This is a genomic window from Candidatus Zixiibacteriota bacterium, from assembly GCA_016933955.1.
Classification (GTDB): domain Bacteria; phylum Zixibacteria; class MSB-5A5; order GN15; family PGXB01; genus JAFGTT01.
In genome coordinates, this window is the sequence record JAFGTT010000016.1 from 1 (window position 1) to 26,111 (window position 26,111).

A 26,111-nucleotide genomic window follows, 5' to 3' on the forward strand; every position below is an offset into this window, starting at 1 on the left:
GCCTTTTTCGGACGGGGGTTCGATTCCCCCCACCTCCAATTTGTATAACTCATTACATTACAACAAGATAAGGAGAGCAAAGGAAGGGTTGTTTGATACAATTCCCCCATCCCTCCCAGAAATTCAGGCTATAACCCTCAATAACTTAGAATAACTTAAAACCTCAGATGTCACGATTTTGTCACGGGATTGGCTTAATTATTTTCTATTAGTTCGGCTTAAAAAGGCTTGTGCCGTTTAATTTTTAGCGGTATAATATGTCGGTAATTATTTGTCTTTACCGACATATTAGGATATAGCGGTTATACTATGAAAACGGAAATTACAAATCAAATTATTAAAATTGTCAAACGGCTGGGTATTGTCAGACCAAGAGATATGGATGAATATGACATACATCGCAAGTATATCCATATGCTATATAATCAGGGTGTGCTAAATCGGATTGGACGAGGCCTTTATACCCTGCCTGAGACAGAGCCGTCTGAAAATAGGAGTATTGCCGAGGCATGTAAACGGGTACCGTCAGGAATAGTATGCCTGCTCTCAGCACTCAGATTTCACGATCTGACAACCCAATCGCCGTATGAAATCTGGATGGCCATTGACAATAAGGCTCGTAGCCCCAAAGAGCTTGGCATTCCTATACGGATAGCAAGATTTTCCGGTAAAGTACTTACGTCCGGAATCGAACGACACAATATTGAAGGCGTTACGATCCGCGTTTATAATCCGGCGAAAACAGTTGCCGATTGTTTTAAATTCAGAAATAAAATTGGGCTGGATGTTGCCCTTGAAGCTCTTCGCGATTGTCATCGGGCTCGCAAATGCACAATGGATGATCTCTGGAAATATGCTAAAATCTGCAGGGTTGCTAATATCATGAAACCTTATCTGGAGTCTCTGGTATGAGCAAAAGGAATTTTGAAAATCTTGAGGCTTCGGTTCGTCAGCGTCTTTTAAATCTCAGCCGAGAACGAAATGAGGATTTCAACTTAATCCTGACACGTTATGCGGTTGAAAGATTCCTATATCGACTATCAAAATCTAAACATGTAGACAGATTTATTCTTAAAGGTGCGATGCTAACCGTCATTTGGATAGGCGAAGTGCACCGTCCAACTCGTGATCTGGATTTGCTTGGTTTTGGCGATCCGGAAGCAGAAGCGCTTAAGGCAGTAATCAGAGAGATATGCTTGGTAGAGGTTATGAAGGATGGACTTGAATATGATGCTGACAGTGTAGAGATAGAGGAAATTCGCGGCAATCAGGAATATCCCGGACAGCGAGTGAAGGTAAACGCGAAACTAGGTAGCGCCAGGATTAGAATACAGATCGATGTTGGTTTTGGTGATGCCGTAACCCCAAAGGCGAAATTAATTAACTATCCAGTATTGCTTGATTTTCCGGCTCCTCGAATCAAAGCTTATAATAAAGAGACCCAGATTACTGAGAAACTACAATCTATGGTTTTCCTGGGGATGGCCAACAGTCGAATGAAAGATTTCTATGACATTTATATTCTCTCCAAGACTTTTTCGTTCGATGGTAATATACTCGTCAAAGCCATAAAGACAACGTTTGAACGAAGAGGCACACAGATTCCAGAGGACATACCTTTGGCTTTAAGTGATGAATTTGCGAATAGCACGGATAAGAATACTCAATGGAAAGCATTCATAAATCGGAATAGTCTTGAAGATATTGGTGTTGATTTCCCTCAACTTATAAAATTGCTCCGAGAATTTTTACTTGAACCACTACAGGCCACCGCGGTTGGTAGTCCATTCAGGTACAAATGGAATGGCAGTAATTGGAAATAAAGAGATTAGCATACTCATGCAGAATGAAACCGAAAAAGAATTGTTACGTAAGTTGCGTGATCTGCAGGAGGAGAACAAACGCCTTCGTATCGAAAACAACAGGTTGAAGAAAATTCTTGAATCCTTTTCCATTAAACCGGTCTTTTCCATGAAATTACAGGAACAAACTGATGGCGAAAGGCCTGTATCCAATGAAGAAGCTGAAATCGAACCGAATTTGGAATTCGATAAGGTTCGGCTTTTTCGGGATCTGTTTCGAGGACGAGAAGATGTATTTGCTTTCCGGTGGGAAAATAAATCAGGCAAATCTGGCTATTCTCCAGCTTGTGCCCATGAATGGGATCCATTGCTCTGCAGAAAGCCGTGTTCAAAATGCCCCAACAGCGATTATCTGCCAATTACGGATTCAGTGATCGAAGAGCATCTCGCCGGCAAAAAGACTATAGGAATCTACCCACTGCTGACCGAAGAGAGCTGTTACTTGTTGGCTGCAGATTTCGACAAGGAGTGTTGGCAGGATGATGTAGGCGCTTATCTGCAATCCTGCAGGGAGATGAATGTCCCCGCGGCCCTGGAGCAGTCGCGCTCCGGGCAAGGTGGTCACATCTGGATTTTCTTCTCAGAAGCAATACCAGCCATATTAGCCCGCAAACTGGGTAGTGTCGTATTAACAAATGCTCTATCAAAAAGACATAAGATCGGCTTTGACTCATACGATCGCTTCTTTCCAAGTCAGGATACTATGCCGAAAGGGGGCTTTGGAAATTTGATAGCGTTGCCGCTGCAGAAGATGCCAAGAGAGAAGGGGAATACCGTATTTCTTGATGTCGATTTAAGGCCGTATCCAGACCAATGGAGATTTCTGGCATCCATCAAGAGAATGAATCCTGATGAGGCAAGATACATTGTCAAAAATGCCGAAAGATCAAACTCGGTAATTGGTGTTCGAGCCGTAAAATATGACGATCTCGCTCAAGATGATCCTTGGGCACTCCCACCTTCAAAGCAAGTACCTGAGCTGGAGTTTAAGGGGCCCTTTCCTAAAAGCATTTCAATTGTCTGCAGCAATTTGCTTTTTATTGAGAAAGAAAAGTTATCTTCACAGTTAATTAGCCGATTAGTGCGGCTTGCAGCTTTTCAGAATCCAGAATTTTATCGTGCTCAGTCTATGCGCCTTTCCACATTTGGAAAACCTCGTATTATTTACTGTGCAGAGGAATTCCCAAAACACATTGGTCTTCCAAGAGGTTGCCTCGATGAAATCAGAAGCCTTCTTAATTCCTTAAACATAGAGACTAAGCTGGAAGATAAGCGATTTCAAGGAAAGACGATTGATGTATCATTTGAGGGTAAATTACAGGATATTCAATATGGCGCTGCTTCGAAGATGCTTGAAAATGAAGATGGTGTATTGGTAGCTCCTACCGGGTTTGGTAAGACCGTAATTGCCTCATGGCTGATCGCTCAGCGAAAAGTGAACACATTGATTCTCGTACATCGGAGAATACTGATGGACCAATGGAGAGAAAGGCTTAGTCTTTTTCTGGATATTCCACTCAAAGACATAGGGATGTATGGGGGTGGGAAAAAGAGGTTGACCGGTATAATTGATATTGCTGTTATTCAGAGTCTTCAGCGAAAGGGCGAGGTTCAGAATTTTGTGGCTGACTATGGGCATGTCATAATTGATGAGTGCCACCATGTATCGGCCTTTAGTTTTGAACAAGTTCTCAAGCAGGTTAAGGCGCAATATGTTCTCGGTCTGACCGCTACCCCGGCAAGACGAGATGGGCATCATCCTATTATCATAATGCAATGTGGTCCAATCCGGGCGAAAATAGACAGCAAAATTGTGGCACTTGAACGTCCATTCAAACATGTTGTGCTTCTCAAAGAGACCTGCTTTAAGATTCCAGAATCAATGATAGAGCCAACAATTCAGGAATTGTATTCGGCACTTGTCAATGATCGCGAGCGAAACAATCAAATTGCAGAAGAAATTCTTGCTTCTATTGCTGAAGGCAGATCTCCTCTGGTACTGACAGAAAGAACTGAGCACCTCAAGATTTTGTCTGAAATGCTGGGGGATTCTATAAAAAATCTGATGGTATTAAAGGGTGGAATGGGAAAGAGACAGCGGGAGGCTGTCTTGGATCAACTTAAGTCGATTTCCGATAATGAAGAACAAATCATTTTGGCTACCGGCAGGCATATTGGTGAGGGTTTTGATGACGCTCGCTTGGACACTTTATTCCTAGTGATGCCGATTTCCTGGCGTGGAACTCTGCAGCAATATGTAGGGCGCTTACATCGGCTACATGATAATAAGCGTGAGGTGCGGGTTTATGACTTTGTTGATAGGCAGGTTCCTATGCTTTTTCGTATGTTTAATAAAAGGCTGGCCGGATATAAAGCAATCGGCTACTCAATCGGAAGTGAAACAACCAGTTCTTAGAGTAATCAGCGATTGTAGATTCAAACCTGAAATCAATATATAATTTCTACCGCATTGCTATTGAAACACATTATTGCGAATTGAAGGTGTTTTTGTATATGTGCCAAAAACCATTACATGTCAAGATTTGGAGGCTGAATAGAATAATCGGTGAACTTATTCACGGAAACAATGATAGGCTCGGACTGGTGGGAGCAGGAAACACCGTCACGATATTGTCACGCGACGTTGTAAGTGGTTGACCTGTATCACGTTTTTGTGGTTCGTTTCCCCCCACCTCCAGCTATATCGCTGAATATCATGCAATAACTTACGACGGTTATGGGTACGATTTGGGCACAGTTTTCAAACATGCCCGATGTAGTAACATATTCGGATTTTGCTTGACAATTGATCTCAATAAGAGTTCATTTGTTCCGATAATAGTATCAGTTGTGTCAATAATAGAATCGGTTATCATTGTATGTATGCGCGAAAACCGAAAATCGAATCGTCGATCGGGGTAGGCTCCGGAATAGGGGAAGCTCTGTTTCCCAAGATACGCCGGAAAGCGCTCGCGCTATTCTTACTCAATCCTGAAAAACAGTATTATTTCCGCGAAGCTGTCAGGCTACTTGGCGACACGCCCGGCTCCCTCCACCGCGAGTTAAAGTCACTGACAGCGGCCGGGATCCTGTCGGTAGAGCAGATCGGGATGCAAAAGTTCTACCGCGCGAATCCCGAGAGCCCGGTCTTCGATGAACTCAAGTCAATAGCCGAAAAGACATTTGGCATTGCGGATGTCATTCGTGACGTCTTACACACTGCAGCCCAAGATCAAATAGAGGTCGCGTGGATTTACGGATCAGTAGCCAGCGGTAAGGACACCAGCTCCAGTGACATCGACCTGATGGTGATAGGTGCTTTGCCGTTTCGCGAGTTGGTGGCTATTTTGAAGCCGGTAGAAGAACAGATGCAGCGCCCGATCAACCCGACGCTGTACTCGGAAAGTGAATTTCAGAAGAAGGTCCAGGACGAGAATCATTTTCTTTTGAACGTATTAAAATCCGACAAGTTATTCGTGGTGGGAAACGAAGATGACCTTGAAAGATTGGCTCAGTAGCGGCTGGTTGAAACAGCACACGACTAGCCGACAGGAAATACGAGACCTGCTTGACAAGGTTGACCGGGACATTACCGAGGCTGGCAAAGAGGAGATCACCCTCGACTGGAGGCTGGCCATAGCCTATAACGCGTGCCTTGGTTGCGCGACCATTGCTCTTAGAGCAAGCGGTTATCGAATTCCCGGAGGCTCCGGCCAACACTATCGAACCATCCAATCGCTGCGTTTCACAATCAAACCATAGGCCGATGTAATAGCATCGTTGGAGGTCATCAGCAGGAAGAGAGCCATAGTCAGCTACGATGCGGCCGGGACCATTACGGAATCGGAAGTAGTAGAAGCAAGAAGCTTAGCAGAAGAATTGCGAGAGGAGTTGCTTGCCTGGCTGCGGCAAGAGCATCCAGATTTGATACAGGAGTAACCGGCAGGCTGGTATACCGTCTCATTGAACGGTGCCACGGCATCCGAACAATCGGCGGCCACTGCCGTCTACTTGTATCGCTTCAAAGCTGGGGAGCATGGCGCAACTGCGATGCGTTCTTCTTAAAACAGGCCAGAGAGATCGATAGCTTACAGCGACAAAAAGTTGTGAAACTAGAACAAGGACAAAGAATTGGACAGTTTAGAATTACAACTGCTGGTAGACCTGCATAAACATGCGGAACGACAAGGTCCTGGCGGAGAGGCTGAGACAAAGCAAGCGATGGAACTAGCCGGTCTCAATCGCTCGCACCTTTTGAAGATAGCAGATATTGGCTGCGGCACGGGAATATCAACGATTCTGCTGGCAAAAGAGCTGGATGCGAAAATAACCGCAGTGGATTTTCTGCAGGAGTTTCTGGACGAACTTCAAATCAGGGCGGAAAATAATGGGGTTGCAGAGCAGATCACAACATTGAACTGCTCCATGGATGCATTGCCTTTTTCTGATGAGGAATTCGACGTAATCTGGTCTGAGGGAGCTATCTATAACATGGGCTTCGAGGCCGGTGTGGCGGCTTGGAGGCGATTCCTGAAGCCTGGAGGAAAACTCGTCGTTTCGGAGATTACGTGGCTTAGCGCCTCGAGGCCGTCAGAGCTTCAGTCCCACTGGGACGAAGAGTATCCCGAAATAGATGTGGCCTCGGCAAAGATCGGCATCCTTGAGCGTCATGGTTATATTCCCGAGGCGTATTTCTTCTTACCGCCGCATTGCTGGTTTGAGAATTACTATCGGCCCATGCAGGACCGTCTCGATGCGTTCCTGAAGCGACATGGCCAGAGCGAGCAGGCAAAGGCCATCGTAGAAGCGGAACATCACGAAATAGCTCTTTATGAGAAGTACGGCGAATACTACAGCTATGGCGTCTATATAGCGAAGAAGGTTTGAAATCCGTAGATTCGATGGGCCGAACCGGGTAAGAACCGGTCACAATTTGGTCACCTAAGAAATATTATAGGTTCTTTAACTCAACCAAACTTCACCTTAACTTCAACATTCTTGACAGATTCAACACCTGAAAGGACAGACTGGATATCAGCTTCTCTGGTCTGGTGGGCGTCAGGAGGTAAGCTGCCACTTACTATGATTTTCCCTGTCGATGAATCGGCATCCACATCCAGGTCCAGTCCCATAGTCTTTGCGGATCTCATAAGATGAGTTTTTACTATGCATGCCAGGTGCAGATCTTTCAAGATCTTTAAAGATTTCTCCGTAGGCCGAAAGGGATCTTTGGCAATTTCGGTAACAACCATTTCAATTGCATCGTCGATACGTATTCTTTCCAGGTTCAGAACCAGGTCGAAAAAAATAGGATCAATGACTTCGGCATCATAAAGGAACTGCGTCCAGAGTCTTCTCCTGTTATCCATATCCTTTATCTTTTCGAAAGCTCTTTCCCTGGAAATCCCCTCCTCTTCCATCAGCATTTTAACTCGATCCCCGAGGGGTGCATTCACCCGGACCCTGAGAACGAAAGGAACTTCGTTAAGAAGGATATGAGCCAGATTTCCGTGATAGATGATAGAACCTTCCACGGCAAAGTCCAACAAAGCCGTCTTGAAACAAGTGAGATAATGCGCTCTTTCATTAGACCGTTCGTGCCAGTAGCCCGGCGGATGCATTTCCATTATATCTTTTTCACCCAAACCAGTTTCCTCTATTCCGTAACGTCCGGCCGCATCAATTACCTCCTCGCGGCTGATGACTTTATATTGCAGCCGGGCCTTTAGGCCTTCTACCAACTTTCTGGTAGCCAAGAGAGAACCTCTTGATATCGCTATGACAGACATATCAATTACCTTCCGCTTAAATATTTGATTACTTTTCTCATTTATCCGTACCGGGGAGCCCGAAATCTATGAGCCCGCCGCTGCCGGGCAGTGAGCACCTGTTTCTGTTTTTCTCTGCATTAATTTCATACTATTCTCGATTGGCACGAGCTATGTTTACGGAACAGCTCAAAAGGTACAACATAATTAGAAGTGTTAACTGCTTATCCCGTGAATCAGTATGACATAACATTGGTCGCTTCAAGTATTTCCATGACCGCCCTGGCGGCTTTAACCGGCTGTGCGATTTTCACCAGCATATCCGGTGTTATATTTCGCTCCTGAATGCATGGCGTGCAGATAAGAAGCGTCCCGCCCTGTTCAATGAAGGATTGTATCAGATCTTTAAGAGGCGGTAATCCGGCCGCAAAAACATGTTCATAACAGCCCTCTTTTGCGATGAAGACGGCTGACCCCTGGAGCATAATAGTTACCTGCACCTCCATGACCAGAGCCGCATTGCCAATGACAAACGGTAAACATGCCCTCTCAGGGTCTTCAGGTCCGTGGGTTCCAAAGATAACAAGTTTCTCTTTTTTCTCTTCGCTCATAGTTTTACCTTATATAGATGTTTGGGGCTCTTTTTTGGTGTTCAACAAAATACTCTCCGGAAATATATTAGTCACTTCCTACATTCGTACACTCTCGGCAGGTTGAAATTCACCACAGTAGGCCTTCGCCAGGTATTCGGAAATATCCTTAACTTCAATATTTTTATCTTTGGCCGCATGTTTAAGATTCACGAGGCAGATAGGACACATAGCCACGATATTACCTCCTGCGGCGGATAACTGCTCAATTCTCTTATCGGCGATCGCCTGAGCCTTGCCGGGGAAGAATGACTCAATCGGACCTCCGCAGCAATGCGTCAGCTTCCCGGCATATTCCGGCTCGATGATTCCTGCTCCTGCTTTATTGAGCAACCAGCGCGGCTCATTGACGATGTTCTCGTAACGAGCATAGACACAGGAATCATGAATAGTCACATTCAAATCAAGGGTTTGCATCGATTCGATATTGCTGTCAACTAGCACTTCAAGATAGCTCTTCACTTCTACGTCGAAATCCTGAACGTATTTCGGGTAAACACTCCGGAGCATGTTTGTCGTGTGGGGATCAACGGTAATTACGGACTTGACGCCGTTTTTCTTGAAAACCTTAAATACCCGCTGAGCGTGTTGTTTGAAGGCATCATCAACACCTTCATCGTGAACAAGCGCGCCCGAGTACATTTCATCTTCATAGAGATAACCAAAATCAACTTCAGCCGCCTGAAGTAACTGCGCAATACTGCGCAGGATATTGTTGTATTGCTTTACTTCACTGGAATCGGTTCGGGCCATAAACCAGGCAAGGTTGATGAATTTATTCGCGAACCTTCCCAGCCCAAAGAATTTTGTAATCCATGAGTTTTCGAAAAAGGCCATTTTGGTGGCCAGAGCTGAGATAGCCGGGATGAGCTGATACATATGACCGGTATAGAGGATCGTTTCCCCACCCCTGGGTATAGTTAATCCCTGGGCCCACCTGGTGGTCGTACGAGGGGATAATTTAAGTACGCTTTTCCTCTTCAACAGGTTATCGACCAGGATTCCCAGGACATGTTGCGTTGGTAGCGGCATGATTTAATTCCTCAATAGCCCAAAGACTTTTCGGCTAATATACGTGCGAAGAGTCCTTACATTTTCCGTAATATTGACGCCTGCGGGGCAGTTTTGCTCACACATTTTGCACATGAGGCAGGAGAAAATTGTCTCCTGATTTTCCAGAACCCTATCTTCCACGCCAATTATCACGTAGCGAAAGAGCTGTCTGGGCAGAATATCCAGCCCCATCGGACAAACAGCGGTACAAACACCGCAATTCATGCAGGCCGAGGCGTTAAAAGATTCCGAGGTTTTTATTTCATCAATAAATTTTGAATCTACTCTTGTCATAAGATATCCTTATTTAACCGGTCGATATTTATAAAAGCCTTCATTGTCGGGTTTGCCGACCTCTTCGACAATACCATACCTCCACATAGCCATAATCCATAGCATGACATCAACACTGGGATGTTCGAGCACCGTGGCAATTTCGGGGATAGTCGCGGGTTCCTCTCGCAACCGGGAAAGAATACGCTCTTTCATAATCATTTCATCTCTCATTACCTCGGCGAGGTCCCGATTATTTTGATTTATCATCATTTAACCTCTTTAATGAGCGAGTCAATCATGGCGGTAATCTGGACATCCGTGTATCCCTCAACGTCGATCGCGTCCTGAGGACAAAGCGGAACACATGTGCCCCCTCCCTTACACAAAGAAGGTATAATCCTCGCCACTTCCTTGCCGTCGGCGGATACTTTCTCAATGGCGCCATAAGGACAGGCTTTCGTGCATTCATCACACCAAACGCACCTTTCAGGATCGATTTTGGCAATAAGAGGTTCGAGATCAACATATCCTTTCATCAGCAGTGCGGCGCTTTTGGAAACGGCCGCCATTGAGGAGGTCACACTCTCCGCCAGTGTTTTGGGACCCTGGGAAGCTCCGGCAATAAATACCCCATCAATGACCGTTTCGACCGGCCTGAGCTTGGGGTGAATTTCATTGAAGAAACCATCCATGCCAATCGGAAGCTTCAGGACATCTGCCAGCTTATTGTTTTTTCTTGGAATCATACCTGTTACAAGTATGAGCAGGTCGACTTCAATATCAAACTCCTCGCCATGAGAAAGCAGATCCTTTACCTTAATATGTACTTTGTCGCCGGCTCTTTCAACTTTCGGAAAGTCATCATCGGCATACTTGATAAAAACGGAACCATTGTTTAGAGCGCTGTTGTACAGAAGTTCATACTTGCCATATGTTCTCATATCACGGTATAAATGGAACTGGTGAATTGACTTGTCTTTTTTGCCCACCTCCAGGGATGTATGCACGGCCGCAGTGCAACAATAACGCGAGCAATAGAGGTTGGGATTTTCCATCTCCCGCGGTTGACGACTGCCGACACAATAAATGTAGGCTATGTCTTTGATTTTACGACCATTAAAGGCCAGAGAGCCATTTGACTTATCCAGCATCATTTTGAAATCCGGAAGAGTAATGACCCCATCAAGACCATAGCCGAACTCCCCCTCAGTAAGCCGGTAGGAATCAAAACCGGTTGCTACAATGACTGTCCCGACATTCAGCGATATTTTTTCCTTTCCTTCAACCTGGATAACCACGGAAAAATCACCAATACTGCCGCCCTTTTCTATGAGTTCGGAGGAAGTAAAAATCTTGATATTATCTCGCTGTCCCGCTTCCCCCGCGAGAGTCCCGATAAGATCGATTCCCTTACGATCGTTTGGAAACATACTGCCGAATTTTCCGACCCAGCCGCCAATTTCGGCTTCTTTCTCAATAACAAAGACAGATAATCCCATGTCGGACAGGGAAAGAGCGGCGCGCAATCCTGCCACACCGGCACCGATAATAAGAACTCTCGGCGCTGTCTTGATTCTCATGGTCGAAAGAGGTTCTGTCAGGGCGCATTTGGCTATTCCGGCCCGAACCAGACGGATACCTTTTTCGGTAGCCTGATCCTTATCATGCTGGTGGGCCCAGGAATCCTGTTCCCTGAGATTTACCTGTACATACTGATAGGGATTTAATCCGGCTCGTTCCGCCACGGCCCGGAATGTGAAAAGGTGCAATTTCGGTGAACATGAGGCTACCACCAAACCATCAAGTTTATTGGTTTTTATGTCCTCTATCATTTCCTCCTGCGCGGCATCGGAACAAGCGAACATGGTCGTTTTGGCCACCACCACACCGGGATCACGGCTGATCGCCACACGGACTTTTTCAACTTCCACATAGTCGGAAATATTTCCGCCGCAGTAACATATGTATACGCCAATTCTTCTATCCGTCATCGTCCGGCCCTTATCCTCTCTATGTAAGCGGCGGTCTGAGCCACCGCCGCGCCTGCATGAAGAATGCTGTCGGGAATATCCCGAGGGGCAGAAGCCGCTCCGGCCACGAAAACACCGTTTATACTGGTTTTACCAGAATTGATATCTTCATCGATTTCCTGAACATAAGCAAAGGGGTCCAACACAAGTTTGCCATTCTTGAACATATGTACGTAGTCAATATTTGGTGAGAACCCGGTCGACAGAACAACCAGATCGTGTTCCATATGTTTGATGCCTCCGCCGCCTTCGATATTCTCATACTGGACGTCAAGATTGCCGTTTTCGACTTCATTAATGAGGGCCACTTTTCCTTTCACAAAGGAAATACCCATTCCCCTGGCCTGCTGATAAAATTCGTCATAGCCTTTGCCGAAGGTCCGGATATCGATATAATAGATGGTTATGTCGGCCAGCGGCAGAGCGCCCATGATTAACTGCGCCTGCTTGATTGAATACATACAACAGACCCTGGAACATAAAGGATTATCGACGGTACTATCCCGGGAACCGGTGCAAAGTACGTAAGCGATATTATCAGGCGCCTTGCCGTCCGAAGGGCGGATGACGTGATTATAGGGTCGGGTAGGGGCCAGGATGCGGTCCATTTGCATGGCTGTAATAACATTGGGGTATTTACCATACCCGTATGTTGGTTTTAAGTGAGCATCGAATAGATTGAATCCGGTCGATATGATGACCGATTTCGCCTCAACCGTCCGTTCTTCGTCACGCATGTTGAAATCAATGGCATGAGCCGGACAGGCTTTTACGCATTGCTGACATTCGGAGCAAATGCCGCAGTCAAGGCAACGGCCGGCGCTGTAGCGTGCCTCCTCTTCGGTAATGGGAAGCTCCACTTCGGACATGTTTTTAATTCGTTCCCCTGCCGGCAGCTCTCGCTTTTCAACAGGGATTCGTTTCGAAATCGAAGGCCGCGGTGTTGCCATTCCAACAACAGGGAGGATTTTGTCATGTCCGTAGCCATTACCGCCGTTGCCGGAGGGGAATCTCGAGAGAACTGAAGCCGCCGTTACCGCCGGCAGTCTATTATCGAAGGTGATTCCGTTAAGCGTTTCGCCTTTCAGATAACGATCAATATAAAATGCCGCCCGTTTTCCCTGACCGATGGCGCTGACAATCATGGACGGACCGGTAACGGCATCACCTCCGGCAAAGATCGAAGATTGGGATGTTTGCAGCGTTTCCTCATTAACTTTAATGGTACCGTTGCGATTGAGATCGAGTTCACCGGCAAACGGCGACGTGCTCGGTTTCAGACCTATCGCAAGTATGACCAGGTCAACGGGGATACTCTGTTCGGATCCGTCCACCGGAATCGGCCGGCGCCGCCCGCTGTCATCCGGCCCGCCGAGTTTCATAGCCAGACTTTCGACCGCTTCGAGCCGGCCGTTCGATCCGATAAATCTTTTTGGGGTTTTGAGAACCTGCAGCTCCACCCCCTCTTCCAGAGCCGCGGTAACCTCCCAATCATGCGCCGGCATCTCATTCCGACTGCGGCGATATTGAATAATGACTTTGGCGGCACCCGCCCGGATTGCCATTCTTGCAGGATCAATGGCCGCATTGCCCCCGCCGATTACCATTACCGTCTTTCCACTTAAGTCTATTCCGTTTGATGAATTCGCCTGCTTGAGAAATGTCATGCAGTCGGTCACGCCATCGAGATTTTCACCCTCGATAGACATCTTCATCCCTTCCATAGTCCCCAAAGCCAGAAAGGTCGCGTCGAATCCCTGTTCCCTGAGAGGAGCAAGCGAGGATATGGGCGCATTTGTTTTAAGGGAAACACCCAGGGCAGTGACATTCCTAATATCTCGATCAACCACATTATTAGGCAAACGGTAAGCCGGAATCCCATAACGTAACATACCGCCGGGCAGGGGCGCCGATTCGAAAATCGTAACTCGATACCCGCGACGAGCCAGGTGATAAGCGGCCGAAAGCCCGGCCGGACCGGAGCCGACCACGGCCACTTTTTTGTCAGCAATTGTATCCGGTGCCATATATTCAGGTTCGGGATGCCTTTGATAATAATAGTCTACCATGAACCGCTTGATGGCGCGGATAGAAACGGCTCCCTCCAGTTTGCCCCTGGTACATTCGCCCTCGCAGGGAGCATAACAGGCCCGGCTGAGACTGCCGGGAAGAGGAGCATCTTCCATGTGCAGATGAAAAGCCTCTTCATACTTGCCGCTGCGAACCAGCGAAACGTAACCGTGAGCTTTGACCCCGGCTGGGCAGGCATAAGAACATGGGGACGTTCCCTCGCGTATCATGACCGCCTTTTTGGGAACCGCCTGGGGAAAGGGAATATGTATCGCTCGATGGGCAACCAAACCGAAATTGAAGGGATCGATTCTGGCTACTGTACAGGCTCGCTCGCATTCTCCGCATCCGGTGCAGGCCGCCGAATTTACAAAGGTGGGTTTTTTATTAAATTTAACCAGAAAACCGCCTTTATCCTGTTTTACTATTTTAGCAATCTCACTGGAAGTGGCGACGGTTATATTGGGATGATGAGCGGTGGAGGCCATTTTGGGTGTAGAGATACAGCTGGCACAGTCAAGAGTCGGGAATACCTTGCTGAGGAGAACCATCTTGCCGCCGATGCTGGCCTCCTTTTCCACCAGTAGTACCTTGTACCCCATATCACCCAGAGTGAGTGATGATTCCATCCCCGCAATGCCGCCCCCAATAACCAAAGCATCGTAGTTCATGTCTTCATACCTTTTGCTGAAAGGTCAGGAGTAAACGGCAATTCGTGAAATACATCATATGCACATTCAAAGATAAAGGTCATTGAGCAACCTTCTCTTCCGTTGAATTGAGTTTCATCAATGCCGCTTCGAATTTATCCATATGCGACTGGAATGATTCAGCACAAACCGAACAAATTGCGGCCATCTTGAGCCGTCGCGGGTCGTGTCCGTGTTTTTCCAATAGCGATTGTGCCTTTTGAACGATTTCACCTGTCCTTTTCGTGCAGTCCTGCAAATAAGCGCAATCAGTCCCGTCGGCGGCTATGAAAACGCCGTCGAAACCCGCGTCAATTGCGTGAAGCACCCAGGATGGCTTGATACCGCTGGAACAGGGAACCGGTATCACAAGCACCGCGGGTGAATAAGACATATGGGAACCGCCGGCCATATCGATTCCAGGATCAGAGATATTGTTGGTGGAAAATACCAAAATCCTCGGAACCCTGCTGCTATTTGAATTCCCCGCCGACATTATTTCATCCGGCGCACAAATAGACGCCAATATCCGGCTTCTTCTATATTGCCAAGGTATTCGTGTCCGACTTTTTTACACCAAAGAGGAATATCGTCGTTAGTCCCTTCGTCAGATGAAAGCACTTCCAAAATTCCTTCCCTTGATACATCAGCCATTCCCCGCTTCGCTTCCAGCAGTGGTCCCGGACAGGCTGTCCCCCGCGCGTCAACAACCTTGTCAATTTCTAGTGCTTTGAGCTCCTCGGTATTCATCCTTTTATCCTTTTTTAATAGTTTATCTTGTGCGTATAAGCGTATCTGCGAATTATTGCATATAAATTATAAAAAAAATATCAGGTCCTGCTTTTGATTAATCCCTTTGCCTTCTTTCCCCTCTGTTCCATTCCTTCCAATAGTATTGATCTTATATCAGAACAGACTTTGGCCAGCCTGATATTGGTCAGCTGGTAATAGACCGTCTGTCCTTCCTTGCGTGGTTCGACTATATGTTGAGATTTAAGGACTCTCAGATGTTGGCTGATATTACTCTGGTGCAAACCGAGCGCTTGGGCAATTTTGCTGACGCTCATTTCTTTCCTGGCCAGCAACTCGATAATCATCAGCCTTTTGGAGCTGGCAATCATCCGGCAAAACTCGGCATGCATTTCGAATATTTCAGCATCTCCTGTATTCATATACTCCTTTATTCGTTACTACGTATATACATATATATATAATCGGCACTTGTCAAGCCCAAAATAATATTTTGTCGAAATATTTTTTATGAGACAGCGTAACATGAATCATATCATCATGTTATACCAATGGCTATGGTTGGTATGCATGTGACGACAGGTTGGTCCTCAACTCACATCCCGAGTCTTTAGCATCATTTTTGGTTGATTTTATCTCTATAGATGTGTATGATTTAACGTCAGGCATAATGATTGGAGATGCCAATGAAAGATCAAAAATCACTCTGCGAAAAGTTGTTGACGATTGTCGATAGTATCGCCGATGGTGTCATTACTATCGATTTAGATTGGCACATCACATTCATAAATAAGGCCGCCCAAAGAATCACGGGATTTAAAGTCCAGGATGCGCTGGGAAAACCATGTCGGGAGATTTTTCAAACCAACGCCTGCGACGCCAACTGCCCCCTCAAAAAAACTTTTGCTACCGGAAACCCGGTTATCAATCAGCCGGTCTGCATAACCAGCAGAAATGGGCGGCGCGTTCCCATTAGTATTTCGACAGCCCTTTTGAAAGATGAAAAAGGCAAAATCATTGGGGGGGTCGAAACATTTCGGGATCTTGATTTGGCCAGGAAGCTTCATAACGATTTTGAAGGGAAATTCACACATGAAGGGATGATAAGTCGCAACAAGGTAATGCAGGAACTCTTTGAGATTCTCCCTACCATTGCCGAGAGCGGCAGTCCGGTTCTGATTGAGGGCGAAAGCGGGACCGGAAAGGAGCTTGTGGCCAGGGCATTACATAACCTGAGCCCGAGAAAAGCAGGTCCCTTTATAGGATTAAACTGCGGGGCTCTTCCGGATAATCTTCTTGAGTCTGAACTTTTCGGCTATGTCGCGGGTGCTTTTACCGACGCCAAAAAGGACAGAAAAGGGCGCTTTGCGCTCGCAGAAAACGGCACCTTATTCCTTGATGAAATAGGCAATATCTCGCAGGCCATGCAGGTCAGGTTACTGCGTGTTCTCCAGGAAAAGGAGTTTGAACCGCTGGGCGCCGCCAAATCCATCCCTTCTAATGTCAGAATTATCACCGCTTCAAATAACCCCCTGGATCAATTGGTTTCGCAGGGCGTATTTCGCACCGATCTATTCTATCGAATAAACGTTGTAAAAATCAACCTGCCCCCTTTACGTGATAGAAGAGAAGATATTCCGTTATTAATAGATCACTTCATTGAGCAATTCAATCGCCTCCGCAACAAAGACATCCCGGGAGTTTCCCCGCCTGTGCTTGAGATACTCATGAACTACAATTACCCGGGGAATATCCGCGAGCTGGAAAATATAATTGAACATGCCTTCGTCCTTTGCGCCAAGGGCATAATCAAACCTGAACATTTGCCGATGCATTTGCAGGATAAAAGATCGATACCGGTCATTGAAATAGCCGCCTCCATGAACGAAATGGAATCCTTATTTCTGATTGCCGCCTTAAAGCGAAATAACTGGTCACGTAAAGATACCGCCAAACAAATTGGCATAAATCCTTCTACCCTATATAGAAAAATCAAGCGACTTAGACTTAAAATCCCTGACGAAAAAGGCTGAATATCGCTTAAATATCAGCTTGCATATTTGCACGAATAAAAAACCTGCCTCGTGCAATAATGCCCGATTTGTCTTGCTCCATCTATATATTTGCCCCTTTTAGAAATAACACAATTGTAATAAGACATTGGGGGCATATTAGTTATATCAAATTGCCGATTTGGATGGGAATTTTGGCATCCTTTATGATTGTATCTAATATGGAAGGAGAAAAACGAAAGGAGGTCCAGAATGATTGGGCTTGATAGACTGATGAGACTAAATGGAGTTGTCGCTGCCGGGCAGTTTTCTGAGGACGGCAAGGTCATCCGAATTGTGGGTGAAATACCGGAGGATTTGATGGAAAGCGCTGAATTCTGTGTCCGTCAAAATCAGACCTGCCGCGATTTTCTTAATTCGCTTAATCAGAAAATGCCGCGCGATTATGGATCATTGGTTGGATGGACGGTCTGGGGAAGTAAATACTCAGTAGTTGTGGTGGGCAATACGCGCGTTTTTGTCAAAACAAATCGCGGAGATTACAACCAGCTTATGGTTGATTTGGCTGGATCGGAAGCCACCGGTCCGAGACAACTAAACTACTGATAATTAAGGCTGAATGACAATATTTCTTGAAGCATTCAAAAATGTATTAAAATAATAAGGAGGTGATTGGAATGATTGAAAAGAATAATGAAAAGCCCGTAATGGGTCAGGGTGTGTATCATCCCGGAGCAAGACCCATGGAAGTCTTCCGCGACAAAGACGGCTGCCTATGGCTTTGCGACAAAGGTGTCGATCCTAATAAGGATTTCGAACAGCAGGGTTGCTGGCGATGCAAGGATCTGGCTTTTACACGGAATGACTGATGAATAGTGCAACGCGAAAGGTAAAACGTGAAATTACTTTTGATGTTACTAAAGGAATTGCCTTTTGAATAGCTGCCCCGCATGGCCCAAAGCGGGGCGGCTATGGAAAGAACCGACCTCATGCATTTTTCAACAAGTTTTTTAATCGTCCTCCAAAATCAGCCGTTAATCTTGGTCGCAATGATCTCTGCTGGTGTGGCAGCCGTAAAAAATGCAAAAAGCGTCACTATGCGGCGGATAGGAGTTGGTTCAGGGCCAGAATAGACAATGCCGCCTGCCAAACCTCCGCCGGAAAGAGTTAAAGCGGGTGAGTTTCACCTTGGATCATACCGTATAATATGGAGCCGGAGGTATATGCCTGATTATGGCAAGAATTGAGCCGTTTAGTCGGTTTTGGTCGGAATACGAAGATTGGTTCGAGAAAAATCACTTCGCCTATATATCGGAACTTCATGCGGTAAGGAAACAATTACCCGAAAACGAAAAAAGAATTGAAATTGGTGTGGGCACAGGCCGCTTTGCCGCTCCACTGGGTATTAAGCTGGGGCTGGAACCATCAGCGCCAATGCGCAAAATAGCGGAACAAAGGGGGATTCAAGTGGTGGGAGGTGTTGCCGAAGAATTACCTTTTGCCGACAAGCAATTTGATCTGGTTCTGATGGTAACGACTATTTGCTTTCTGGATGATGTCACCGACGCTTTTCGCGAGACTCGCCGAATATTAAAACCGACCGGGCATTTCGTGATCGGCTTGATTGACAAAAATTCTCTGCTTGGCAAATTGTATGAAAAGTATAAAAAAAATAATAAGTTTTACAGGATGGCTACTTTTTACTCCGCTGATGAAGTAGCAACAGCCCTGGAGCAAGCCGGCTTCAAAGATTTTAATTTTGTCCAAACCATTTTTCATCCCTTAAGCGAAATCAAAGGCATTGAACCGGTCAAAGATGGGTATGGTCAGGGATCATTTGTCGTCATAAGAGGACAAAAATGAAAAATATACAATACCGGCCTATTGGAATAATTCATTCGCCGTTTAAGAATGAAGAAAAAACACCTCCTCAGCCCGGATTATCAGGAAAGATCGGGGGAATAATAGTTTTACAGCCTGATTATAAAGATGGGCTATCCAATTTACAGAAATTCCCCCATATCATTCTTGTTTACCACTTACATCTCTCCAATGATTTTACGTTGAAGGTAAAACCTTCCCGCCGTGATTCTTTACATAGTGTGTTTACCAAAAGATGCCGGATCGTCCCCATCCAATCGGGCTGTCCGTGGTTCATCTTGACAGCCCTGAAAATAACTTCCTATATATTTCAAACATTGACATTGTGGACGAGACACCCTTATTGGATATCAAACCTTTCGTACCGACCCTGGCGCAGCAATACGGGGCAAATCTGGGTTGGTTGCCGGAAATGCATACTGACAAGTAAACTGAATTAATATTGGTAAGAAGAGCAAGGCATGTTGATTGACATTCTGGGAAAAACCCTTATGATAACCGGTTTTGTCGGATTGATGATGCTGGTTATTGAGTATATTAATGTTGTCACCAGGGGATCCTGGCAAAAGGGTTTGAGCGGCCACAGGTGGATGCAATATCTTATCGCGGTGGTGCTGGGAGCCACGCCGGGTTGTCTGGGAGCCTTTGCCATGGTAGCCATGTTTTCCCACCGGGTGGTAACTTTGGGGGCTTTGGCGGCGACTATGATAGCTACCAGCGGTGATGAAGCCTTCGTCATGCTGGTTTTGTTTCCTGAAAAAGCTCTTCTGCTTAATGCCATACTTATTGTTATCGCCCTGGTGGTCGGGTACCTGACCGATTTTATTGTATCCAAGCGATTTGATAACGGTCTGGAGAAATGCTGTCAACTGGAAATCCATGAGCCGGAATATTGCAATTGTTTCCCCCGAAGTGAAATCCTTAACCAATGGCGCCGCTTATCCATCGCCAGAGGCGTTTTGAGTTTGGCTCTGGTTTTGTTTGTGCTGGGTCTGGCCATCGGCTCAATTGGACCGCAGGCGTGGGACTGGAAACGTATAACCTTATTGATAACCGGCCTGACCGGTCTTTTTATAACAGTCACCGTTCCCGAGCATTTCCTCCAGGAGCACCTCTGGAATCATGTTGTCCGGAAGCATATTCCGGGCGTTTTCATGTGGACCATGGGGGCCCTTCTGGCTTCCCATATCATTATCGAGCAACTGCATATGGATAAGTCCATTCAGGCCAATGCGTTTATCGTGTTATTGTTTGCCTGCTTCCTCGGAATTATACCTGAATCCGGTCCACATCTGTTATTTGTTACCTTATATGCCCAGGGCGTAGTCCCTTTTGCCGTGCTTCTGGCCAGTTCCATCGTTCAGGACGGTCATGGTATGCTGCCACTGCTGGCCCATTCACGCCGCGGATTTCTGCTGGTCAAAGCGATTAATCTTATTGCGGGTCTGGTTGTGGGTACAATTTTTTATTTCGGCAATTGGCTGTAATGGCGTATGATGGTATAAAAGCTCATATGCGAAAAGAAAGGTAAATGTAATGTATGTATATGGTCCGGTTCCGTCGCGACGGCTCGGGCGGTCTCTTGGAGTCAGCCCGATTCCACCCAAAACCTGTTCCTACACCTGCGTCTATTGCCAGCTGGGTAGGACGACCCGTTTACAGGTGACCAGAGAAAGTTTTTTCCCAAAGGAAGATATCCTGGCGGAGATAGTAACTAAAAGCCCTAAAGCAAAGCCCGATTTCATAACCTTTGTCGGTGACGGTGAACCCACTTTGTGCAAAGACCTGGGCTGGCTAATCCGGAAGACCAAGGATAAGCTACATACTCCCACCGCCGTAATTACAAATGGTTCATTGCTTTTCCGCAAGGATGTCAGAGAGGATTTAAATGAAGCCGATGTTGTGATTCCCACATTGGACGCCGGTTGCGAAAAAACTTTCAAAGCCGTCAACCGACCTCATCGGGATATAGATTTCGCGACTATGCTTCAAGGTATGGTTGAATTCCGTCACTCGTATTCCGGGCAATTCTGGGTCGAGGTCATGCTGGTCAAGGGGATCAATGACACCGAAAATGAATTACACAGCATCAAGAACGCCATCGATAGGGTAAACCCGGACAGGGTATATATACTCACTCCGATTCGTCCGCCGGCAGAACCATGGGTACAGCCGTCTGATCCTGAGGATATTCTAAAAGCGCAGGAAATAATCGGACAAGCCGTAGCGGTGGCGGGGTTGGAATCGGGACAATTCGGACTGAGTGAATTCTCAGATGCCAGGCAGGCAGTTTTGGAGATCGGTTCGCGTCATCCTTTGCGCCGGCAACAGGCGGAGGAAATTGAAAAACACTTTGTCAAATCGGGTATATTGAAGAAAATGCTCGAAGAAGGGGAATTGATAACTGTCGCCTACAAAGGCGAGGAATACTTGCTTCCGGGATATTTTAGAATGGGAAAGATGATCAAAAAATAAGGAGGTATAAAAATGAATCCGATTTGCATAAAAACCAATGACTTGCGTTGGCGGCCAGCCGAAGGTTACGGGATGGGCGCCGAAGAAAAAGTGCTTAATGAGGGTGACAGCGTGGCACCCCGGGCAATTCTCCTGAAAATACCGCCGGGATGGAGTATGGAGGCCCATTCTCATCTAAACACAGAATTGCACTATATACTTGAAGGTGACTACGAGAGTCAGGGCAGGATATATCCGGCCGGGACTTTCTGCATAATTCCAAAAGAAGTCAGGCATGGATCCTATTCCACAAAAATTGGAGCAACGATTTTGATTACTTGGTGCAATCTGAAATATTAATATATTGCTGTCAATTAACCGGTAATATTGGGAAAATAACACCTGCCGTAAGGCAATAGTCTGTCTGAAAACATTTTTGCACTGACACTTTTAAACCACACTCAGCGGAATGTAAATGATCATTCTGCCGCTATTCTGCCGCAATTTATAATACAGCCGCATGGGGCAAATTGGGAATATAGGAACAGGATAAGATCAATTGAAATCAGTAAATCGTTTGGGAAGAATGGGATGTCGAAGGGAATTAAGGAATTCGAAAAGACCGTCAAGATTTTATCACGCGACGTTGTAAGTGGTTGATTTTTATTACGTAAGCCCTTTTCCATTGATCTGAAATTCCCGGTATGTATAGAAAGCATTTAAAAATAAGCTGTTTCTTGTCGGTGCCGGCTGGCGCCAGGAAGCCTTTGGCCAAACCTATGACCCTTTTATAAAGGCATCAACAAACGATACCGGCCGCAGAATTATTCAGATTATCGCCCTTGAGGATGAATCCGACCGGGAGGAATCAGGCGAAAAGTATCGGGAACCGTTCGAATACCTGTCGGTCGCTTTCAATGAATTCTTCACCATCTTCATCTCCGAAAACCGCCCCATAATCATGGAATCGCTGGCATCGGTTAATCCCACCGGGATATTTATATGCGGCGGATTGATTTCTTTGTACCAGTAAATGCTCTGTTTGGACAGCCGCCTTAAAGATTTTATAATCGACCGGCAGTTACCCTATGGGGGGGGGTTCGACCGGATTGGCCATCGCCGCCCGGCAGGCGATGGTCGGCGGCTGGTTATTGAATATAAACGGTATTGGCGTCCCTGTTATTGATGAGGAAGTCTCCGAAAATCCGAATAATCTTGAAATCCGCGATGGATTGGGGTTGGCTCCATTCTCGATAGATATACATTGCGGCCAATGGGGCACAATAACCCCTCTTATCCGCGCGGTGGACAGCGGCATGATAAAGACCGGCTTGGGTATTGACGAAGATACAATGCTGGAGGTGGACAATGGCCGGCTGGTTGTCCATGGTTCCGGTCAGGTATATAGAATTCAAAGCGATAAAGAGCGCAGACTACCCATCTAGATTTTCAGAACAGGCGGCGGCTTCGCTAGGTAGCCTTGGTGTTGAATTGTTTGTGATCTGAAATAGAAAATAAAACTGAATAGAAGCGGAGTTATGAGGAATCAGGGACCCGTAATCTTATGTCACTTAAAAATCATTAAGACACATTTTTCAATCCTCCCCTGTCTTTAAAATTAAGATTGACATATCGACAGAACCGATTTATTTTAATTGTACCGGTTATTGTTACGGTGACTACGGAATAAAATTATCATTGAAGAATTATTACATTGTACAATAATATTATCCTCAATTCGCCAATGCGGCATATAGCCGGATTCCTTTTGCATGTTGCGGTGACATCCTGGATTATCATCCTCGGCCTTGCTTCCTACTCGCCATGCGCCGAGATGTCTCTGATTTTGCCTCCCTTCACTCTATCGGCTGACCCTGTTTCTTCTGGACAGGTCGGCACTCCGATAACTCTACACGTGACAATAACCCCTGAGATCCCCTGCGATGAAATTACACTTGAGGTGGTCGAAACCGATCACCTGACCTATACCGGACCGGCTTCGATGAAAGCCCCCGCTGACTCGGGGAAACCGACTGATTTCATTCTGAAGGTCGTTATCCCTCCCAACGACACCAGCGGTCTTGTGTTTGAAATACGGGGAGGCGGACGGGGCCAGACGGCCAAGACCTATTGGGTAACGGTTGGCGATTCCGTGGTGAGTTTCCCCGGAAATCCGCGGCTATCTCCCACACCTGTTGAAGGTTCCGATCCCATAGGCGGAAAGTCGATCGAATCACACCCGAAAAGGCGGGTCACTATCGGCTATTACGACTCCACCGGTAATTTTGTTGCCACAAAGATCACCAAGTATAACGCCGACGGCGAAGCACAAAACACTCAGGCGCTTCCTGAACCTCAAAACCCCGATTGGCGGATGTCCGATACCGGACAAATGCATGCTATGGAGCAGGAACCATTGCTGATGCAAGACCGGCAGGTTTTCATCCTTGACAATGAAATCTGGTGCCGATACCGGGGCGAAATGGAATTTAAACGGGTTGACTCGTTATCACAGCCAAAACTACAACAATGGTTTGATTCACTTCAAGCGCACGATATGTCGGCCGATTTCAATGTTATTCTGGATCTTCGTAATATAGAGAATTACGACACAGCCCGCAAAGTCTTGAAAAATCTGGTGCCGCTGTTACCGGCTGGGTACTTTCGAGCCGCAACCTCTGGCGCTGTCCTAAAACAATTGCGGGAGTCGGGTATTAAAGTATTACCGTATCCGAAATTCCCTGCTGAGAAAGACAGCAATTGACTCGATGTTTATATACTCGGGCATCCGGAAATACTTGATTGTAACTACCCGTAATGAAAAAAGGCCAAGAAAGGAGTCAGGTCATTATGCCTCACGCATCTATTATCAAAGGATATTCAGAGTTTCCGGTACTATTGGTATTCTTTACCTTGTTGCTGCTTTCCTGTGATACAAAGAAGAATAATTCAAATAGCAACGATAAATACGATGACAGGAATCTCTCTGTCGCTCCACCCGCAAAATACGAAGGTATCATACGAGATATCGACATAAAGGTGGAAAAACTGCCACAAGGGTGGAATATCAGTCTGAAAAATAACTTATGGGCATCAGAATTATATGTATGGTTTGATAACCGATTTCAGGGGACCATAGAACGAGCTAATGAGTACCGTGAAAAATATGTTTGGAAAACCTTCTTTACGCCGACACCCGTCAAAAGAGTGATAGTCGGGGTTATAGATTCACCTTATGATAAGGACATAGGAAGAGCTTGGTACAAGGACATATAATAAAAGGTAAATAGAAGGGTATAGAGCCTGCAAAAATTTCGGCCAAGGAATATAAAAATTCATATTATGGGGAATAAAGTCCTTTCATTAATGACGACGAGTATGTTATAACTGTGAATATATGTCCTGTGCACTCAGCATTCCGCTTGGCAGGATGATAGACTTTAATTAAAATGGCAAATAATATAGGTCCCCTGTATATACCATACGCCTCCCAAAATTATTTATGCATTCTCCTTACCCTGATCGTGGGATTGTGGTTTAGGTAAGGCGATTCGGCGCTTCTTGGGTGGGTGAATTCGTGGATATACAATCATCAGCCGGTACATTACCCAGGCAGAATTTAATACAATGAAAAATAATAGGGTGAAATCTCGCAAATATATGTGTGTTCTCACAACTTCTTGTTGATATGTATTGAACTGACCATACCTAGCACTCCCGAGGTACAGCAGATCACCCACACCGAAGAATAAAACGATGGATATTACTACCACGGTGAAGTAGCAACCAACGATCGTCACGCGTGTTCCACGTGGATAATTATGCGCAGTATCCCCCTCAATGAAAAGCATCAGCCTATACATTCCCTGTAAAAGAGCACAACCAAGTAACGTATATAAAATAATGTCTTTCCAGTACTCCAGGAACGCATTTAATTGCCATAGCGACGGCAACACGGGACTTGGCCCGACATATGTATGGACGGCTCTGTAAAATCCGAAGCAGGCAAGCGCCAGCAGAAAACATGCCACCACCCAGTCTGAAAGTAAACCGGCATATTTATCATGAATACGTCTGATAGTGTATCTGTATAGCAAATGAAGACAAAGAACCAAAAAGAGAAAGACCAAAGTATGCTCCAAAAACGAAGCAAACGGTAGTTCTTGGAAGATTCCCACGACGTACGCAAGATAAAGCGTCACAAGCGTATAGACAATTTCTACCTTAACCTCCTCCTTTGGCGGTTTGGATATAGATCCAACGCCATAAATAAAACTGAAAAAGACTATGGCTATTGCGGAAGGAAGAATAAGGGCCAGTGGCAGCATCATTTTGTAAGTCGGCCAACTGAAGTGATCGACCTTATGAAAGTAATATTCGGCGAGGAATTTTTCAAGTAATAAAAAGCCTATTAACACAGCATATACGATGGATACGACCAACCGGGATTTTGACGTATCAACCGGGATTCGAGTCTTTGCCATTTCCCCAAAGGCACCGTGAGCCTTAGCCATTACACGTCATCCCTTTGTTCATCAGGTTGAACCTACGAATTAATTTTGAAATTCGATAAATAGAGAATGGCTTCATTACTGCGTTTCTGCAATGTCCCTGCC

At 46.0% G+C, this 26,111-nt stretch carries 27 protein-coding genes; 16 read left to right on the forward strand and 11 right to left on the reverse strand.

All coding sequences use genetic code 11. The features are described 5' to 3' along the window. The first annotated feature begins 309 nt into the window (after positions 1-309). The 5 genes from JXQ28_05765 (at position 310) to JXQ28_05785 (ending at position 6,749) form a co-directional block, all read left to right on the forward strand. Positions 310-912: a transcriptional regulator gene (locus tag JXQ28_05765; GenBank protein ID MBN2277234.1), complete on the forward strand. Its 603-nt coding sequence runs from the start codon at positions 310-312 to the stop codon at positions 910-912. Continuing rightward, complete coding sequence (locus JXQ28_05770; GenBank protein MBN2277235.1) at positions 909-1,823, forward strand: nucleotidyl transferase AbiEii/AbiGii toxin family protein; 915 nt, start codon at positions 909-911, stop codon at positions 1,821-1,823. The genes JXQ28_05765 and JXQ28_05770 overlap by 4 nt, the downstream gene beginning before the upstream one ends. Positions 1,824-1,839: 16 nt before the next feature. Continuing rightward, the gene (locus tag JXQ28_05775; protein ID MBN2277236.1) at positions 1,840-4,278 is read left to right on the forward strand and encodes a DEAD/DEAH box helicase; all 2,439 of its coding nucleotides are present in this window, start codon (positions 1,840-1,842) and stop codon (positions 4,276-4,278) included. A 463-nt stretch (positions 4,279-4,741) separates the two neighbouring features. Then, positions 4,742-5,380, forward strand: coding sequence for a nucleotidyltransferase domain-containing protein (locus JXQ28_05780; protein MBN2277237.1), 639 nt, complete (start codon positions 4,742-4,744; stop codon positions 5,378-5,380). A gap of 703 nt (positions 5,381-6,083) precedes the next feature. Further along, positions 6,084-6,749 carry a class I SAM-dependent methyltransferase gene (locus tag JXQ28_05785; GenBank protein MBN2277238.1) on the forward strand — a complete coding sequence of 222 codons (666 nt, stop codon included), beginning with the start codon at positions 6,084-6,086 and terminating at the stop codon, positions 6,747-6,749. 80 nt (positions 6,750-6,829) lie between these two features. Here the strand turns inward: JXQ28_05785 and JXQ28_05790 are convergent, their stop codons facing one another. The 10 genes from JXQ28_05790 to JXQ28_05835 all read right to left on the reverse strand — a co-directional run bounded on the left by JXQ28_05790 (position 6,830) and on the right by JXQ28_05835 (position 15,570). Continuing rightward, positions 6,830-7,651 carry a cytidylate kinase-like family protein gene (locus JXQ28_05790; protein ID MBN2277239.1) on the reverse strand — a complete coding sequence of 274 codons (822 nt, stop codon included), beginning with the start codon at positions 7,649-7,651 and terminating at the stop codon, positions 6,830-6,832. A gap of 215 nt (positions 7,652-7,866) precedes the next feature. Beyond that, positions 7,867-8,241, reverse strand: a complete 375-nt coding sequence (locus JXQ28_05795; GenBank protein ID MBN2277240.1) for a DsrE family protein — start codon at positions 8,239-8,241, stop codon at positions 7,867-7,869. A gap of 78 nt (positions 8,242-8,319) precedes the next feature. After that, positions 8,320-9,312 (reverse strand): (Fe-S)-binding protein, encoded by a 993-nt coding sequence (locus JXQ28_05800; GenBank protein ID MBN2277241.1) that lies wholly within the window; start codon positions 9,310-9,312, stop codon positions 8,320-8,322. A 3-nt stretch (positions 9,313-9,315) separates the two neighbouring features. Then, positions 9,316-9,627 (reverse strand): 4Fe-4S dicluster domain-containing protein, encoded by a 312-nt coding sequence (locus JXQ28_05805; GenBank protein ID MBN2277242.1) that lies wholly within the window; start codon positions 9,625-9,627, stop codon positions 9,316-9,318. Positions 9,628-9,636: 9 nt separating this feature from the next. Beyond that, a complete protein-coding gene (locus JXQ28_05810) occupies positions 9,637-9,876 on the reverse strand; it encodes a MarR family transcriptional regulator (GenBank protein MBN2277243.1) in 240 nt (79 codons plus the stop codon). After that, positions 9,876-11,600, reverse strand: coding sequence for a CoB--CoM heterodisulfide reductase iron-sulfur subunit A family protein (locus tag JXQ28_05815; protein ID MBN2277244.1), 1,725 nt, complete (start codon positions 11,598-11,600; stop codon positions 9,876-9,878). Before JXQ28_05815 ends, JXQ28_05810 begins: the two co-directional genes overlap by 1 nt. Further along, positions 11,597-14,380 carry an FAD-dependent oxidoreductase gene (locus JXQ28_05820; GenBank protein MBN2277245.1) on the reverse strand — a complete coding sequence of 928 codons (2,784 nt, stop codon included), beginning with the start codon at positions 14,378-14,380 and terminating at the stop codon, positions 11,597-11,599. The genes JXQ28_05815 and JXQ28_05820 overlap by 4 nt, the downstream gene beginning before the upstream one ends. 79 nt (positions 14,381-14,459) lie before the next feature. Continuing rightward, positions 14,460-14,894: a hydrogenase iron-sulfur subunit gene (locus JXQ28_05825; protein MBN2277246.1), complete on the reverse strand. Its 435-nt coding sequence runs from the start codon at positions 14,892-14,894 to the stop codon at positions 14,460-14,462. Further along, positions 14,894-15,148 carry a sulfurtransferase TusA family protein gene (locus tag JXQ28_05830; protein ID MBN2277247.1) on the reverse strand — a complete coding sequence of 85 codons (255 nt, stop codon included), beginning with the start codon at positions 15,146-15,148 and terminating at the stop codon, positions 14,894-14,896. The genes JXQ28_05825 and JXQ28_05830 overlap by 1 nt, the downstream gene beginning before the upstream one ends. Before the next feature lie 80 nt (positions 15,149-15,228). Next, entirely contained in the window at positions 15,229-15,570 is a 342-nt protein-coding gene (locus tag JXQ28_05835; protein MBN2277248.1) for a winged helix-turn-helix transcriptional regulator, read from the reverse strand. A gap of 258 nt (positions 15,571-15,828) precedes the next feature. Between JXQ28_05835 and JXQ28_05840 the strand changes: the two genes are divergently transcribed. The 11 genes from JXQ28_05840 to JXQ28_05890 all read left to right on the forward strand — a co-directional run bounded on the left by JXQ28_05840 (position 15,829) and on the right by JXQ28_05890 (position 24,771). After that, positions 15,829-17,181, forward strand: a complete 1,353-nt coding sequence (locus JXQ28_05840) for a sigma 54-interacting transcriptional regulator (GenBank protein MBN2277249.1) — start codon at positions 15,829-15,831, stop codon at positions 17,179-17,181. A gap of 231 nt (positions 17,182-17,412) precedes the next feature. Further along, the gene (locus tag JXQ28_05845) at positions 17,413-17,766 is read left to right on the forward strand and encodes a DUF2173 family protein (protein ID MBN2277250.1); all 354 of its coding nucleotides are present in this window, start codon (positions 17,413-17,415) and stop codon (positions 17,764-17,766) included. A 71-nt stretch (positions 17,767-17,837) separates the two neighbouring features. Continuing rightward, on the forward strand, positions 17,838-18,029 hold the full coding sequence (locus tag JXQ28_05850) for a hypothetical protein (GenBank protein MBN2277251.1): 192 nt from the start codon (positions 17,838-17,840) through the stop codon (positions 18,027-18,029). A gap of 364 nt (positions 18,030-18,393) precedes the next feature. Then, positions 18,394-19,023 carry a methyltransferase domain-containing protein gene (locus tag JXQ28_05855; GenBank protein MBN2277252.1) on the forward strand — a complete coding sequence of 210 codons (630 nt, stop codon included), beginning with the start codon at positions 18,394-18,396 and terminating at the stop codon, positions 19,021-19,023. Next, positions 19,020-19,481 (forward strand): SAM-dependent methyltransferase, encoded by a 462-nt coding sequence (locus JXQ28_05860; GenBank protein MBN2277253.1) that lies wholly within the window; start codon positions 19,020-19,022, stop codon positions 19,479-19,481. Before JXQ28_05855 ends, JXQ28_05860 begins: the two co-directional genes overlap by 4 nt. A 21-nt stretch (positions 19,482-19,502) precedes the next feature. After that, entirely contained in the window at positions 19,503-20,528 is a 1,026-nt protein-coding gene (locus JXQ28_05865) for an arsenic efflux protein (GenBank protein ID MBN2277254.1), read from the forward strand. 49 nt (positions 20,529-20,577) lie between these two features. After that, entirely contained in the window at positions 20,578-21,516 is a 939-nt protein-coding gene (locus JXQ28_05870; protein MBN2277255.1) for a radical SAM protein, read from the forward strand. Positions 21,517-21,528: 12 nt separating this feature from the next. Next, entirely contained in the window at positions 21,529-21,855 is a 327-nt protein-coding gene (locus JXQ28_05875) for a cupin domain-containing protein (protein MBN2277256.1), read from the forward strand. A gap of 728 nt (positions 21,856-22,583) precedes the next feature. Continuing rightward, complete coding sequence (locus JXQ28_05880) at positions 22,584-22,940, forward strand: hypothetical protein (GenBank protein ID MBN2277257.1); 357 nt, start codon at positions 22,584-22,586, stop codon at positions 22,938-22,940. Between the two features lie 299 nt (positions 22,941-23,239). Beyond that, positions 23,240-24,259: a hypothetical protein gene (locus JXQ28_05885; protein MBN2277258.1), complete on the forward strand. Its 1,020-nt coding sequence runs from the start codon at positions 23,240-23,242 to the stop codon at positions 24,257-24,259. A gap of 86 nt (positions 24,260-24,345) precedes the next feature. Further along, on the forward strand, positions 24,346-24,771 hold the full coding sequence (locus JXQ28_05890) for a hypothetical protein (protein MBN2277259.1): 426 nt from the start codon (positions 24,346-24,348) through the stop codon (positions 24,769-24,771). 224 nt (positions 24,772-24,995) lie between these two features. Here the strand turns inward: JXQ28_05890 and JXQ28_05895 are convergent, their stop codons facing one another. After that, positions 24,996-26,009, reverse strand: coding sequence for a hypothetical protein (locus tag JXQ28_05895; GenBank protein ID MBN2277260.1), 1,014 nt, complete (start codon positions 26,007-26,009; stop codon positions 24,996-24,998). Positions 26,010-26,111 lie beyond the last annotated feature (102 nt).